10 protein-coding genes are annotated in these 14,068 nt (G+C 57.2%); 3 read left to right on the top strand and 7 right to left on the bottom strand.

The features are described 5' to 3' along the window. Window positions 1–4: 4 nt before the first annotated feature. The 5 genes from QQL78_RS12870 to QQL78_RS12850 all read right to left on the bottom strand — a co-directional run bounded on the left by QQL78_RS12870 (window position 5) and on the right by QQL78_RS12850 (window position 7,360). A complete protein-coding gene (locus tag QQL78_RS12870) occupies window positions 5–2,437 on the bottom strand; it encodes a GcvT family protein (protein ID WP_284374031.1) in 2,433 nt (810 codons plus the stop codon). An 8-nt stretch (window positions 2,438–2,445) separates the two neighbouring features. Beyond that, on the bottom strand, window positions 2,446–3,321 hold the full coding sequence (locus tag QQL78_RS12865) for a choline/ethanolamine kinase family protein (protein WP_284374028.1): 876 nt from the start codon (window positions 3,319–3,321) through the stop codon (window positions 2,446–2,448). Then, complete coding sequence (locus QQL78_RS12860) at window positions 3,318–5,300, bottom strand: ABC transporter permease (RefSeq protein WP_284374026.1); 1,983 nt, start codon at window positions 5,298–5,300, stop codon at window positions 3,318–3,320. Before QQL78_RS12860 ends, QQL78_RS12865 begins: the two co-directional genes overlap by 4 nt. Then, a complete protein-coding gene (locus QQL78_RS12855) occupies window positions 5,301–6,314 on the bottom strand; it encodes a quaternary amine ABC transporter ATP-binding protein (RefSeq protein ID WP_284374025.1) in 1,014 nt (337 codons plus the stop codon). Window positions 6,315–6,427: 113 nt separating this feature from the next. Beyond that, window positions 6,428–7,360 (bottom strand): ABC transporter substrate-binding protein, encoded by a 933-nt coding sequence (locus tag QQL78_RS12850; RefSeq protein WP_284374023.1) that lies wholly within the window; start codon window positions 7,358–7,360, stop codon window positions 6,428–6,430. 200 nt (window positions 7,361–7,560) lie between these two features. On the opposite strand from QQL78_RS12850, the gene QQL78_RS12845 reads away from it, so the two are divergent. Beyond that, the gene (locus tag QQL78_RS12845; protein ID WP_284374021.1) at window positions 7,561–8,331 is read left to right on the top strand and encodes an inositol monophosphatase family protein; all 771 of its coding nucleotides are present in this window, start codon (window positions 7,561–7,563) and stop codon (window positions 8,329–8,331) included. On the opposite strand, the gene QQL78_RS12840 is transcribed toward QQL78_RS12845, so the two are convergent. Beyond that, window positions 8,328–9,254 carry a choline/ethanolamine kinase family protein gene (locus tag QQL78_RS12840; protein ID WP_284374018.1) on the bottom strand — a complete coding sequence of 309 codons (927 nt, stop codon included), beginning with the start codon at window positions 9,252–9,254 and terminating at the stop codon, window positions 8,328–8,330. The two genes, QQL78_RS12845 and QQL78_RS12840, sit on opposite strands and share 4 nt — an antisense overlap. A gap of 5 nt (window positions 9,255–9,259) precedes the next feature. Beyond that, entirely contained in the window at window positions 9,260–11,677 is a 2,418-nt protein-coding gene (locus tag QQL78_RS12835; protein WP_284374017.1) for a GcvT family protein, read from the bottom strand. Between the two features lie 147 nt (window positions 11,678–11,824). On the opposite strand from QQL78_RS12835, the gene QQL78_RS12830 reads away from it, so the two are divergent. Beyond that, window positions 11,825–12,589, top strand: a complete 765-nt coding sequence (locus tag QQL78_RS12830) for a DeoR/GlpR family DNA-binding transcription regulator (RefSeq protein WP_284374016.1) — start codon at window positions 11,825–11,827, stop codon at window positions 12,587–12,589. 158 nt (window positions 12,590–12,747) lie between these two features. Then, window positions 12,748–13,611 carry an NAD(P)-dependent oxidoreductase gene (locus tag QQL78_RS12825; protein ID WP_284374014.1) on the top strand — a complete coding sequence of 288 codons (864 nt, stop codon included), beginning with the start codon at window positions 12,748–12,750 and terminating at the stop codon, window positions 13,609–13,611. The last annotated feature ends 457 nt before the right edge of the window (window positions 13,612–14,068 follow it).

The raw sequence follows: 14,068 nt of genomic DNA, 5'->3' as shown, positions 1-14,068 counted from the left end.
CCTGTCAGGATTTTACCTTTGCCATCTTCGGGTCATAAAGCGGGGCCAATGTTGCCTTGGCCTTAACCCGATGGGTGGCCACCTCCAGCTCGTAATCACCAGATAAAACATATTCTTTATCAATGGCTTGGTTGCTGCGCACATACCCCATGCCGATGCTTGTCCTAAGCGTATGCCCGTATCCTGCTGAGGAGAGCCAGCCACAGCGTTCTCCGTTGCGATAGATCGTCTCGCGGCCCGACAGGATGACATCGCCGTCGCAGGTAAAGGTCGCCATGATCTTTTTCACGCCGCTCTCGCGCTGGGCCTGCACGGCTTCACGTCCCTTGAACGCTATGTTGGATTTCATCTTTACCGCCCAGCCAAGGCCGGCCTCGTCCGGTGTGTGATCCGGCCCGATGTCCGAGCTCCACGCGCGATAGCCCTTCTCCAGCCGGAGTGTTTCGATGGCGCGGTAGCCAGCATTACGCAAGTCGTGGGCTGCGCCTGCTTCATGCAGCGCGGCAAATACGGTCAGGGCATATTCGGTTGGCAGGTGCAATTCCCAGCCCAATTCCCCCACATAGGTAATGCGCAGCGCAAGAACCGGACAACCGGCGATGCCGATGGTGCGGGCCTGCCCAAATGCAAAATTCTCGTGGCCGACATCATCGCGGGTACATTGTTCCAGAATGGCGCGGGCTTTCGGTCCAAACAGCGATAATACCGCGTTGGAAGAGGTCACATCGACCAGCTGTGCATTCATCCCTTTGGGGATATTGCGGGAAATCCAGTCGAAATCATGGGTGGCAAAGCCGGTGCCGGTGACGATGTAATATTCATCTTGGGCGATGCGCACACAGGTCAAATCACATTCGATCCCGCCGTGATCGTTCAGCATCTGGGTATAGATGATCGAGCCCACCGGCTTGTCCACGCGATTGGCGGCGATCCAGTTCAACGCAGCTTCAGCGTCGGGGCCTTTCAGGATGAATTTGGCGAAAGAGGTCTGATCAAACAGCACGGCGGCCTCGCGTGCGGCCTTGTGTTCGCGCGCAACGGGGCCATGCCAGTTTGGACGGTCAAAGGTGTAGATATCGCGCGCCTCTTCCCCGGCTTCGGCAAACCAGTTCGGGCGTTCCCAGCCCAGTTTCTCACCAAACACTGCGCCGCTGTCCTGCAACGCACCATAGAGCGGTGAGCGGCGGCAGGGGCGGCCGCTGCTGTGTTCTTCGGATGGCCACGCCATGGTGTAATGCTTGCCGTATGCCTCCATGGTGCGGGCACGCACCCAGTCTTCGTCGGTGTGTGGGCGACCAAATCGGCGGATGTCGACCGGCCAGAGATCATAGGGCGGTTCACCCTTTGCGACCCATTCGGCCAGTGCCATGCCCGCGCCGCCGCCTGATGCGATGCCAAAGGCGTTAAAGCCGGCACCGACAAAGACATTGGCCATTTCGGGCGCTTCGCCAAGGATGAAATTGCCGTCGGGGGTAAAGCTTTCGGGGCCGTTGATCAGTTGTTTAATGCCCGTGGTCTCAAGGGCCGGCACGCGGGGCAGGGCCAGCTCGACCAGTTGTTCAAAGTGATCGAAATTTGATTCCAGCAGTTGGAAATCAAACGGGTCGGGGATGCCGTTTTTGGCCCATGGGATGCCATTGGGTTCATAGCCGCCCATGACCAGACCGCCGACTTCCTCCTTGTAATAGGTCAACCGGTCGGGATCGCGCAGTGTTGGCAGATCGGAGGGCACGCCAAAGGCCTCGGTGATCATATATTGGTGTTCAACCGAGACCAGCGGCACCGTCACCCCGATGGATTTGGCCAAGGTGCGCGTCCATTGCCCGCAACACAGAACCAGCTTTTCGCAAGTGACATCGCCCTGCGGTGTGCGCACGCCGACGATCTTGCCCTTCTCGGTCAAAATCTCGGTAACGGGGGTATTCTCAAGCAGTTGTGCGCCTTTGGCACGGGCACCTTTCGCCAGGGCCTGTGTGATGTCAGAGGGGCTGGCCTGACCGTCAGTTGGCAGAAAAGCTGCGCCCACAACATCACCGATATCCATCAAGGGCCACAGATCCTGCGCCTCTTGCGGGGTCAGCAGCTGCATATCAAGACCGAAACTATGGGCGGTGGTGGCTTGTCGTTTGACCTCGGTCCAGCGTTCCTGATTACAGGCAAGGCGCAAACCGCCGTTCATTTTCCAGCCCGTGGCAAGGCCGGTTTCCGCCTCAAGCTTATCGTAAAGCTCGATCGAATAGCCCAGCAATTGGGTGATATTGGCGCTGGAACGCAATTGCCCGACCAGACCGGCGGCATGCCATGTGGAACCGGAGGTCAGCTGTGCCTTTTCCAGCAACAGCACGTCGTGACCCATTTGCGCCAGATGATAGGCCGTCGAACAGCCGATGATGCCGCCACCGATGATGATGATCTTTGAAGAGGATGGGAGTGTCATTTCAAACCTTATGTCTGCGCAAAATCGGCAAGTGCCGAAGTAAGCCGGTCCATGTTTTCAGAGGTATATGCGTCGTAATCCACATCCAGTTCGGAATGGATTTCAGAGGTCATCGACCACAGCGTTTCGCGCATCAGTGAGGTGCATTTCATGGCGCTGTAGGCGCGCCAGTGTTGATCAGGGTCGGATTGGAAATACTGCGCCAGCATTGCGCGTTCCTGTGTTTCGGACAGGGCGTTGTTTGACGCCAGCCCCGCCAGATCAAACAGCGGAGAATTGAACCCGCCGTATTCCCAGTCAATCAGCCACAGCTTGTCCCCGTCGTCGAGGATATTGGCGGCCAGCAAATCGTTGTGCCCGATCACCATGTCAATCTGACCAACGGCGGATTCGAGCTGATCAAGCTGTGCCAGCATCGCAGGCAGGGCCCTGGCGTGGGGCGACCCGTCCGCGTGCAATCGCGCGGCATAGCTGCGGTTCACCTGAAACGGCCAGAAGGCGAGTACTGGTTGGCTGAGGTGACCCGCCAGATCCTGATGGACGTGGGTGATCATTGAAACGATCCGCTGCAAATTGTCGGGGTTGCGCACATCCGCCTCTGTGAAGGTCTGTGCGTTCAGGAATTCAAGCACCAGAACACCCGGTTCATGGTGGATCACCTTGGGTGAGAACCCTGCCGCGCTGGCGGCTCGCGAGAGGGCCAGCTCGTTCCAGCGCATCACACCATGTTCGGCGATGTCCTCGCCAAGGCGCACAACATACTGCTGGCCCCGGTCATCCACCCGCAGATTCACATTTGTCAGCCCGCCGCCAAGAGCAACAATATCTTGCGGGTTCTCAAAGCAGCTGAGCCGCGCGACTTTGTCAATGATTTCAGGCGTCATAAACCCAACCTCTTGCGTTGTCCCAGCGCCAAGGCGTTGACGAGACGGTCAGCGATGATGGCGATAAAGGCGACCGATAGACCCGCGACAATCCCCTTGCCGGCGTTGGCCTTGGTCAGCGCGATATAAACCTCCTGACCCAGATCACGGGTACCGACCAAAGCGGTGATCACCAGCATCGACAGCGCCAGCATGGTGGTCTGGTTCAATCCCAACAAAAGCTGTGGCGTGGCGAGTGGCAGTTTGATGCGGCACAGGATCTGGCGCTTGGTACAGCCAGCCATATGGCCCGCTTCGATCATCTGTTCAGGCACATCAGCCAAACCATGCGCGGCATAGCGCACAGCAGGTGCCAGCGCATAAAGCACCACGGCGATCATCGCGCTGAAATCTCCGACACGGAACAGCATGATGACCGGGATCAGATAAACAAAGCTGGGCAAGGTTTGCAGCGTGTCCATCAGGCCAAGGATGATTTTACCCGCCTTGGGCCGTTCCGCCGCCCAGATGCCGAGCGGTATGCCAATCACGGTCGCAATCAGCACCGACACACCACAAAGGTAGATCGTGACCATCGCCTTGCTCCACAGCCCGCTGGCGGCGATGAACCCCATCATCAGCATGGCAATGATGCCCAGTTTCCAGCCACCGATCCGTGCCGCCATCAGACCCGTGGCAACGATGCCCCAAGCCCAAGGGATGCCGGTAAAGAACTTTTTGACCGGCAGCAGAAGCCCTTGAAGGATTACCAGCTTTATGGCCTCGAATGTGTCAAAGAAATTGACGTTGATCCATTCCATCGCACCGGCCCAGAAAGGCCCGGTTGTCAGGGTCAGCGCCTCTGGATAGGTCTGTATCGCCGGGATAAAGCGCCCAAGGATCATCGTGACGATTGCGACACAAAGGACCGTGCTGCTCAGCGGATAGCGCTGCATCAGATTGCCGGTTTTGCGGGCACGGTATTTACGTTCGGAAAACGCCTGACTGGCGCGGTCCAGCGCGATGGCCATCAGGACAATGGCCAGACCGGCCTCGATCCCTCCGCCGATATCAAGCCGGCGCAGCGAGGCCAGCACGTCAAAGCCCAAGCCCCCCGCACCGATCATCGAGGCGATGATCACCATATTCAGCGACAGCATGATCACCTGATTGACCCCCACCATCAGCGTTGGTGTGGCCGAGGGCACCAGAATTTTCCACATGATCTGACGACGGGTACAGCCCGCCATACGCCCTGCCTCAAGGATCTCATCCGGGACGCTGCGCAGAGCAACGATGGTGATACGCACCATGGGCGGCATCGCATAGATGATTGTAGCGACCAGCGCGGCAACGGGTCCAAAGCCGAACAAGATCAGGATCGGGACAAGATAGGCGAAAACGGGGACGGTCTGCATCAGGTCCAGCACGGGGCGCAGGGCCATATCAATCCACCGGTGGCGATAGGCCGCGATGCCCAGAAACAGCCCGCCAACAGCACCGATAGGCACGGCAATCAGGACCGAGGCCAATGTGATCATCGCGCTGTGCCATTGACCGAATACCGCGAGATACAAGAAACAACAGCCAACCAATGCTGCCAACGCCCAGTCACGGGCGTAAAGCCCGATGGCGGCGATACAGATGATGACGGCAATCCAGCTGAGGGAAGGGGCCAGTTGCACCGCCGTTTCGCCGTAGCCACTTGAAAATCCTTCGATCAACAGATTGCGCAGAAACTGATAAGGTGCCTCGATCAGGGCCGCGATGGCTCGGGTCAGGTCCTTGAAAGAAAAGAAATAAAACCCCGCGTCTTCGACAAGCCAGGTCAGAAATCCACTGATTGCACCATCAAGCTCCAGCTGCCATTTTGTTGGAAACCGGATGATCCAGCGTGCGTCCAATGCTTTGTAAAGCTGGAATGACCATGTGGACAGCGCCCAGGTCACGGCAAAGAGCGCCAGCCAGAACAGCCGCCCCGATGTCATCCAACGCGGCATTTATGAACGCCCCACAAGCACATCAATCACGCCTTGTCGGGTGATCTGGCCGATGACCTCGCCGTCTTTTTCGACCTTGTAGGGGGCGTCAGAGCCTTCGATCTGTTTGGCGATGTCATCGATAAGCTGTTTGTGGTCGACGGTGCCAGCAAAGGTGGCATCTTCCAGTGGCTGTACGATGGAGCCCGCAGTGATCACTTTGGAGCGGCTGACGTGTCGGGTGAATTCCGCGACATAGTCGGTGGCCGGGTTCAGCACCAGTTCCTCGGGCGTTGCGACCTGCTGGATTTCACCGTCTTTCATCACGGCTATGCGGTCAGCAAGGCGGATCGCCTCGTCAAAGTCATGGGTGATGAAGACAATGGTTTTATGCAGCATGTTTTGCAGCCGCATGAATTCATCCTGCATTTCGCGCCGGATCAGCGGATCAAGGGCTGAAAACGGTTCATCCAGAAACCACAGGTCAGGTTCGACAACGAGAGATCGGGCAATACCGACCCGTTGTTGCTGCCCACCGGAAAGTTCGCGGGGGTAATTGTTTTCGCGCCCCTTCAGCCCGACCAGTTCAACCATTTCCATGGCGCGGGCTTCGCGGGTTTTCTTGTCGACGCCTTGCACATCCAGCGGAAAGGCGGCGTTTTCGAGAACGGTCAGATGGGGCAGCAGGGCAAACTGTTGAAAGACCATGCCCATCTTGGTGCGCCGGATGTCGATCAGCTCTGCCTCACTCATGGTGAGCAGGTTCTTGCCCTCAAAGAAAATTTCGCCTGCGGTTGGTTCAACCAGACGCGAGAGGCAGCGCACCAGTGTGGATTTGCCGGAGCCGGACAGCCCCATGATCACAAAGATCTCGCCCTTGCGGATCTGCACATTGGCGCGGCGCACGGCACCAATCAGGTCCTGCTTGCGCAGCTCGCCTTTTTGCGGATTGGGTGTGTGTTCCAGAAAACTCTCGGCTTTTGCGCCGTAGATTTTCCAGACGTCGCGGCACTCTAGGATGGTTGTGTTGTTCATTCGGGCCTCGGTCGAGCGTCAGCATTCAGCCGGAATCAGCTGTTGGACGACCTGCAAATTTCTGATGGGAGGATGGTTGCGCGCCGACATGCCGGCGCGCAGTTGGTATCGGATCAGTTGGCAATCCAGGTGGACCAAACATCCTTGTTGTCTGCCATCCAAGCGGCCACGGTTTCATCCACGGTTTTGCCGTTCAGATCAACATCCGCCACCATCGCGCCCATTGCGGCATTGTCGATGTCGAAGTTGCGGATCGCCTTGCCCGCGTTCGGCCATTTGTCGTCCAGACCGGCCCAGGACACCTTCCAGATTGGACCGGTTGGTTTGCCGCAGTCATAGGCCGCGTCAGGGTTCATGCCGACCGATGGATCGGCATAGCATTCCGGCGAATACTCTGGGAATTTAACGAATTTACCGTCGTATTTTGCTGGTGCCCAATGCGGGGAATAGATCCACAACATGATCGGATCCTGCCGCTGATAGGCTGATTCAAGCTCGGCAAAAAGGGCTGCATCGGTGCCTGCATGGATCACCTCAAAGTCCAACCCAAGTGCCTCGACACGTTCCTCGTCAAAGCCGCCCCATGTGACCGGCCCGCCAAGGTAACGGCCAAGCGGTGCAGTTTCGGGAGTGGAGAAGGCATCTGCGCAATCTTTCAAGGCTTCCCAATTTGGCAACCCGGGGCAGCGTTCTTCCATATAGGCAGGATACCACCATTCCTCGATTGCCATCATGCCGGTTTCACCCTGACTGACAACATTGCCGGATGCAGTGGCTTCGTCCATCGCCTCGCGGCCTGTGGTTTCCCAGATTTCCATCGCGACATGCAGATCGCCGGTTTTCAGGCCCGCGAACTGGGCGATGTAGTCGGCCTGTACATATTCAACGTTATATCCGGCTTCTTTCAAAACCTCACCCATCAGGGTGGTTGTGATCAACTGGCCGGACCAGTCATGGAGGGTCAGTTTGATCGGATCGGTCGATTCTTGTGCAATGACTGGTGTCGCGGCCATGAATGCGGCTGCTGCAACGGATAAAATCTTCATTGTTAACTCCCGGTTATGGGCCCGATCGTCTATGGAAAATAGCAGTTGAGCTAACATAGCGCGGGCTCTCAGGACTCATTCAACAAGGTTCAAAATCCTAAATCAACAAAAATCAACATAACGTAATTAATTTTGTAGCTTTTAGATATTGATTGCGAAATAGATGGGCGGCGCGCCGACCCAAAGCAAAGGAAGCCCCCATGACAGATCTGGAACAGCGGCTGCTGAAAGCCATCGGCATCACTGAAACTGCGGCACAAGTCGCGCTTGGCCATTTTCGCAACAGTCCCGACATTGAAACAAAGGCTGATCAAAGCCCTGTCACAATTGCTGACAAGGAAACCGAAACCGCGATCCGCGAGGGGCTGGCCTGCGCTTTCCCCGGCGAGGCGATCTTTGGCGAAGAGTACGGGCATTCGGGCGAGGGGCAGGATATGTGGATTGTTGATCCCATCGACGGCACCCGGTCCTTTATCACCGGGCTGCCGCTGTTCGGGATGTTGTTGGGGTACTTGCGTGGCGATCGCCCACAATTGGGTATCATCCGCATGCCTGCGCTGGGCGAAGTCTATGCTGGTGGTGTTGGGATCGGGGCAACCTGCAACGGTGATAAGATCGGGGTGAGCGGGTGCAAGGAATTGGCAAATGCGCGGCTATTTATTAACGAGGGTGACAAGATCGCAGCAGAGGTACCAGAGGTGTTTGCGGGCCTTGTTCAAGCGGGCGAGTTGCGCCGGATGGGCGCGGATTGCTATCCGCACGCCTTGGTGGCACGCGGGTTGGCGGATGCGGTGTTTGATTTCGATTTGCAGCCTTATGATTACCTGCCGGTCAGCGCGGTGGTAGAGGCGGCAGGCGGCATTATGACCGACTGGCAAGGTCAACCGCTGGACATGGGGTCGGATGGGCGTACCCTGACGGCAGCAACGCCGGAGTTGCACGCAGCGTTGATTGAGCTGGTGAATGCCTAGCCGGTCCGCACCGCATCAACATGTGACTGGAACGCAGGATCCTGCATCAAGGTTTTGCATCGCTCAAAGCGACCTGTGGCATAGGCCCAGAAGTCTTCGGCCTGATTGCCATCGGCATGCTGGATCAGCCCCCACAGGGTCCACAAAAGATCACACATCGCTTTGTAAATCACCATGCGGCCGGTTTCCGCAGCTAAAGGCGCGCGCCCGAAATAGGCGGTCATAAGTTCGGCATCTTGAGCCGCGTCCATACCGGCCTCAACCGATAGATCACCGACATCCCACAGCGGATCATTCATGCCGGAATATTCCCAATCCACGATCCACATTACCGCACCGTCATCCAGAAAATTCTCGCACAATGGGTCGCAATGGCAGGGGGCAAGCGCGATGTCGGCACCCTCCAGAACCTGTTTGATAGGTGCCGCAGCTGCGACAACAGCGTCATAACCCTCGGGCAGCTTCACGTCCTTGGTCGACAGGATTTTCAGGTAGTCATCAATCATCGCAAAGAGCTCAAACCGGAATTGAAATACCTCCCCCGAGCTGTGCAATTTCGCCAGCGCGGCACCGGCGCGTGCAGGTGATCCGGCGCGCGATTTGAACAAGGCGGGCGTCATGGTTTCGATATCTGGTACGGTTTCTGAAATCATCAGGCCGCTGGCCGGTTCGGCAAAAATCACCGTTGGCGACATACCCGCGCGGGCGGCGGCCTCTGCGTTATGTGCTTCTATGCTGCGGTTGATGTATTCATCGGTGCCTTCACCCGCGATGCGCACAATGACCGAGGTGTCACTCATGTCGACGCGATGTACCAGATTGGTCAGCCCGCCCAAACGGGTGATGCTGTCGACATTTTCAATCTGTGCAAATTGCGGCGCTTTGCGCAGGGCCTGCAGGACTGTCTGTGCATGTTCGCTCATCTGCTCTATCCTTTCAGCGCGGTGTTTTGCGGGTCATAAACAGGCCCTTCGACCTGTGTGATCGGATGCTGTGTACCGAAGACCTCCAGCGTGAAATCATCTGTTTGCCAATGTTCTTTCTCAAGATATCCGCGGATGATTGTCTGGCCAACAGCGTAGCCAAACCCGACCGATGTCGCCAGTGAAACGAGGGTGTTGCCCAGCAGGATTGCCTCGCCGCCCGTTAGCGGCAGGTTTTCCGGCGTCACAAAGGTACAGAGCTTGCGTTGAACGCCGACGATTTTCTGGGCTTCAAGGGTACGTTTACCGATAAAATCGCCCTTTGATTTCAGATGTACGCGAAAGCCCAGCCCCGCCTCGATCGGTGTATAATCCGGCGAGATGTCGCCCGACCAATAGACATAGCCTTTTTCCATCCGCAGGCTTTCAATCGCACGGTAGCCGACATTACTGATGCCGTGACCTTCGCCCGCTTGCCAGAGCCGGTCATAGACATGGGCGGCAAATTCGGTGGGGATGTGCAATTCATAGCCCAACTCCCCGACATAACCGATCCGCGCCGCCCGTACCGGGGCCGCTCCGATGATAATCTCGCGGGCCGTTGAAAAGGGCAGGGCATCGTCCGATACATCGCTTTCCGAGGCTGCGGCCAGCACCTCGCGCGCGTTGGGGCCAACGATGTTGATCACCGCCACTGCGCTGGTGACTTCGATGATGTGAACCGACCCGTCATCGGGCAGATGCCGTTTGATCCAGTCACTGTCATGCACGCCAAAACCCGATCCGGTGACCAGGTAAAACCGATCTTTTGCAAGGCGGATAAAGGTCACGTCAGCCTCTATCCCGCCTCTTTCATTACACATCTGTGTGTAGATTATGGTGCCGATGGGTTTGTCCATGTTGGATACACAAAGACGTTGTAACAGCGCCAGCGCGCCCGTGCCGATCACCTCGAATTTGGCAAAGCTGCTTTGATCAATCAGGGCTACGTTTTCGCGCACCGCCATATGTTCCTTGGCGGCAAAGGTCTTCCAGCCGGGGGTCAGGAAATCAAGCTGATCCACCGGCTCCATCCCGTCAGGGGCAAACCACAATGGCCGCTCCCAACCGTTTTTGGACCCGTATACCGCGCCCCGATCCTTGAGCCGCTGATAGAGGGGCGACAGGCGCAATTGGCGCACGGTTTCATGTTCCTGACCGGGATAGCGCATTTTGTAGTGATGCGCGTAATGTTCGACCGCGCGCGGATACATGAACGCGCGGGTGCCGTGGTGCGGCCCGAAGCGGCGCACATCCAGCGGCCACAGGTCCAGCGAGGGTTGCCCGTCGACCACCCATTCGGCAATCATTTCTCCCGCACCACCGCCCGCCGCGATGCCGTAGAGAAAACCGGTAGCCAACATCAGGTTCTGATAGCCCGGCTGCCAGCCCATGACAAAATCACCATCGGCGGAATAGGGGATCGGGCCGTTGATCACCTGTCTTATGCCAACCTCGTTGATCACTGGCGTCACCTCGCCGGCCAGCTCTGCCAATGGCAGGAACCGGTCAAGGTTTTCGGGCAGCAGCTGGCGTACGAATTTGCCCGGAATGCCGGTATCGCCAAACGGCAGGGTGCCTTCTTCGTACCCGCCCACAACCAGCCGTCCACCGACGTCAGGTTTATAATAGACCAGCCGCTCAGGGTCGCGCAGTGTGGGGTAGTGGCCGATGTCACTGCCGGTGGATTCTGTGATGATATATTGATGTTCAACCGCGCAGGCGGGGATCCTGAGGCCCAGTTTTCCGGTAATTTCGCGACTCCACATGCCGGTGGCCAGAATGATCGTATCAGCCTGCCAGCGCCCTTCGGTGGTCTCGACAGAGGTGATCCGCCCGTTGGTGACGTTGAAATCCAGTACCTCGACGTTTTGACGGATATCCGCACCCTGTTTGCGGGCAGCACCTGCCACCGCCTGACATAGGGAAGCCGGATCGACATAGCCATCCGAAGGGATGAATGCGGCGCCCTCCAGCCCTTTTTCCTCGATCAGCGGAAACAGCTCTTTTGCCTCTGACGGGCTGATAATCTGCATCTCCAGATCAAAACTGCGTGCCATTGTGGCTAGCCGTTTCGCCTCCAACAGGCGTTCCTTGGTCGCGGCCAGCCGCAGGGAACCGGTTTTCTTCCAGTCGAATTGCAGGCCCTCTTCGTTCTGCAGCCGGTCATACATTTCCACCGATTTTTTCAGCATCCGCGTGGTGTTGCGTGAGGAGCGCAGCTGCCCCACCAGACCTGCCGCATGCCATGTGGCACCTTCGGTCAGGTTCGCCCTTTCCAGAAGAACCACATCCTTTTCTCCCATACGGGTCAGATGATAGGCAATCGAGCAGCCGAGGATGCCGCCGCCGATGATGAGGTGTTTCGCGCTGTGCTGTGCCATTGTGCCGCCCAAGATGAAGTTTCAGGCGTCATGCTGACGTAGAATCGACATTCAGACAAATAAAATGTTGAAATATGTTGATATTTGCTCTGCATACCCTGCGAATTTTGCGTTTCCCTGTTGGAATTATGGGTATATGTCTGGGCCATGTCGAAATACAAAGCCCAGATTTTACATGCCGTGAACATGCGCGGGACCGTTTCCGTTATGGAACTTTCGCAGATTCTTGGCGTGTCAGACCAGACCATCCGCCGCGTCTCGCAGCCGCTTGTTGAAAGTGGGGATCTGGACAAGGTCCATGGTGCGCTGGTCTCTAATCGGACAGCGTCAGACCCGCCGTTTCTGGCTCGGATGAACCAGAACCGCAGTGCCAAGGTCGCCATCGCGCGGCTTGCGGCAGAAATTGTGCCGGATGGGGCCAGCGTGGCGATTGATACCGGGTCGACCTCCGGCTTTATCGCGCAAGCCTTGCGCACCCGGCAAAAGCTGACGGTGGTGACCAATTCGGCGTTTGTCGCCAGCACCTTGGCCATCATCCCCGGCAACCGGGTGTCGATGGCCGGCACGCAGCTGCGCGATCATGACGGGGCGGCTTTTGATCGCTCTGCCTTTGATGTGATCGAACGGATGCAGGTTGATTTTGTGATCCTCTCGGCTTCAATGGTGGATGCGGACAAGGGGTTTCTGGTGCATGAACAATGCGAGGTCGATATGGCCAATGCTATGCTGAAAAACGCGGCGCAGGCGATCATGTCGGTAGATCATTCCAAGTTTTTGCCGCAAAGCCACCGGCCCGCGTTGCGCCAACCTGTGCTGCGGGGCAGCGATATGTTGATCACTGATGTGCCGCCGCCACCCGCCTTTGATACATTGCTGCGCGATCTGGATGTGCGGGTTGCCAGTGAAAAATAAGCAGGTCTGTATGGCGGCCCTTGGTGCGGGTGACATCCTGTTTTCCATGCTCCATATTAACCGGAACGGGCAGGTATCCGGTGTCGGAACCGTGTCACGATTTCAAACGGCTGCGGTGACGGCCAACCTTAGATGAACTTCCTAAAGGGACCCTCTTGATGACAAAAATTGCATTCCTTGGCCTTGGTGTGATGGGCTATCCGATGGCCGGCCATTTGCAGGCAGCGGGGCATGAAGTGACGGTGTACAACCGCACTTCAGCCAAGGCGCAAGCCTGGGCGGAACAGCATGGTGGCAAAAGCGCGAGAACACCGGCAGAAGCTGCGAAAGATGCCGAACTGGTCATGGCTTGTGTAGGCAATGACGATGACCTGCGGGCGGTTTGTCTGGGCGAAGATGGTGCTTTTGCCGGGATGTCGTCGGGTGCGTTGTTCGTCGACCACACCACCGTTTCGGCCAAGGTCACCCGAGAGCTATATGACGCGGCCAAGGATCTGGGCATTGGCTTTGTCGATGCGCCGGTTTCCGGTGGTCAGGCGGGGGCCGAGAATGGTCAATTGTCGATCATGTGCGGGGGCGATGCCGCGCAATATGACCGCGCTGAACCGGTGATGAATGTCTATGCCAAACTGGTGCGCCGGATCGGTGAAAGCGGTGCGGGCCAGTTGACCAAAATGGCCAATCAGATTGCAATTGCCGGTGTGGTTCAGGGCCTGTCCGAGGCATTGCATTTTGCCACCAAGGCCGGGCTTGATGGTCGCGATGTGGTCGAGGTGATCAGTCAGGGTGCCGCAGGCAGTTGGCAGATGGCAAACCGCTATGAAACCATGCTGGATGATCATTTCGAACATGGATTCGCAGTGGACTGGATGCGCAAGGATCTGGGGATCTGTCTGGAAACGGCGGATGAAAACGGGGCCAGCCTGCCAGTGACGGCGCTGGTTGATCAGTTTTACAAGGATGTCCAGAAAATGGGCGGCGGGCGCTGGGATACTTCTTCGCTCTACAAGCGCCTGAAGTAGTTTGCGCTGATGGTTCGGTAAGCGGCGGCCATGCGCGGGCAAGGTCGCCGTCGGTATCCGGCTGCACTGCCGTTGCGGTACCGTGCCATTGGTTTCGTAAGGCAATCACCCTGATCAGGATTACTTGGGGGTTGCGTAACGCAGACGGATGCGCACTGCATGACGGATGACGGGCAATCGCCGGACAAAGCAGGCATGCCCAATTGTAGCGGTCGCCGGCGCCGGTTGATCATTTAACATCCGGGTTTCGCGCATGAATGGCCGGATGGCGAATTCCGTCCCATCCTTGCAGCCGTTATTCGTGAATAGGATTTCCGTGTTTGTATTGGAAGTGTATCTATAGGTAAGGTACTGAAATTATTTCATAAGTTTCTTGATGGCTGTTCTTCGTATTGGACAAGGGCCAGCGGTGCCATTGGTTTTTTTGCCGTTCGGCCCTTTGTGAACCGGCATGCAG

This window comes from Sulfitobacter pacificus (assembly GCF_030159975.1).
GTDB lineage: Bacteria > Pseudomonadota > Alphaproteobacteria > Rhodobacterales > Rhodobacteraceae > Sulfitobacter > Sulfitobacter pacificus.
The sequence above is the reverse complement of the archived record's forward strand: the minus strand, read 5'-3'. Positions and strand labels throughout refer to the sequence as shown.

Bases quoted from the DNA above. Each gene is read 5' to 3' on its own strand.
- QQL78_RS12870 (WP_284374031.1), bottom strand. From the start codon at position 2,437: ATGACACTCCCATCCTCTTCAAAGATCATCATCATCGGTGGCGGCATC.
- QQL78_RS12865 (WP_284374028.1), bottom strand. From the start codon at position 3,321: ATGACGCCTGAAATCATTGACAAAGTCGCGCGGCTCAGCTGCTTTGAG.
- QQL78_RS12860 (WP_284374026.1), bottom strand. From the start codon at position 5,300: ATGCCGCGTTGGATGACATCGGGGCGGCTGTTCTGGCTGGCGCTCTTT.
- QQL78_RS12855 (WP_284374025.1), bottom strand. From the start codon at position 6,314: ATGAACAACACAACCATCCTAGAGTGCCGCGACGTCTGGAAAATCTAC.
- QQL78_RS12850 (WP_284374023.1), bottom strand. From the start codon at position 7,360: ATGAAGATTTTATCCGTTGCAGCAGCCGCATTCATGGCCGCGACACCA.
- QQL78_RS12845 (WP_284374021.1), top strand. From the start codon at position 7,561: ATGACAGATCTGGAACAGCGGCTGCTGAAAGCCATCGGCATCACTGAA.
- QQL78_RS12840 (WP_284374018.1), bottom strand. From the start codon at position 9,254: ATGAGCGAACATGCACAGACAGTCCTGCAGGCCCTGCGCAAAGCGCCG.
- QQL78_RS12835 (WP_284374017.1), bottom strand. From the start codon at position 11,677: ATGGCACAGCACAGCGCGAAACACCTCATCATCGGCGGCGGCATCCTC.
- QQL78_RS12830 (WP_284374016.1), top strand. From the start codon at position 11,825: ATGTCGAAATACAAAGCCCAGATTTTACATGCCGTGAACATGCGCGGG.
- QQL78_RS12825 (WP_284374014.1), top strand. From the start codon at position 12,748: ATGACAAAAATTGCATTCCTTGGCCTTGGTGTGATGGGCTATCCGATG.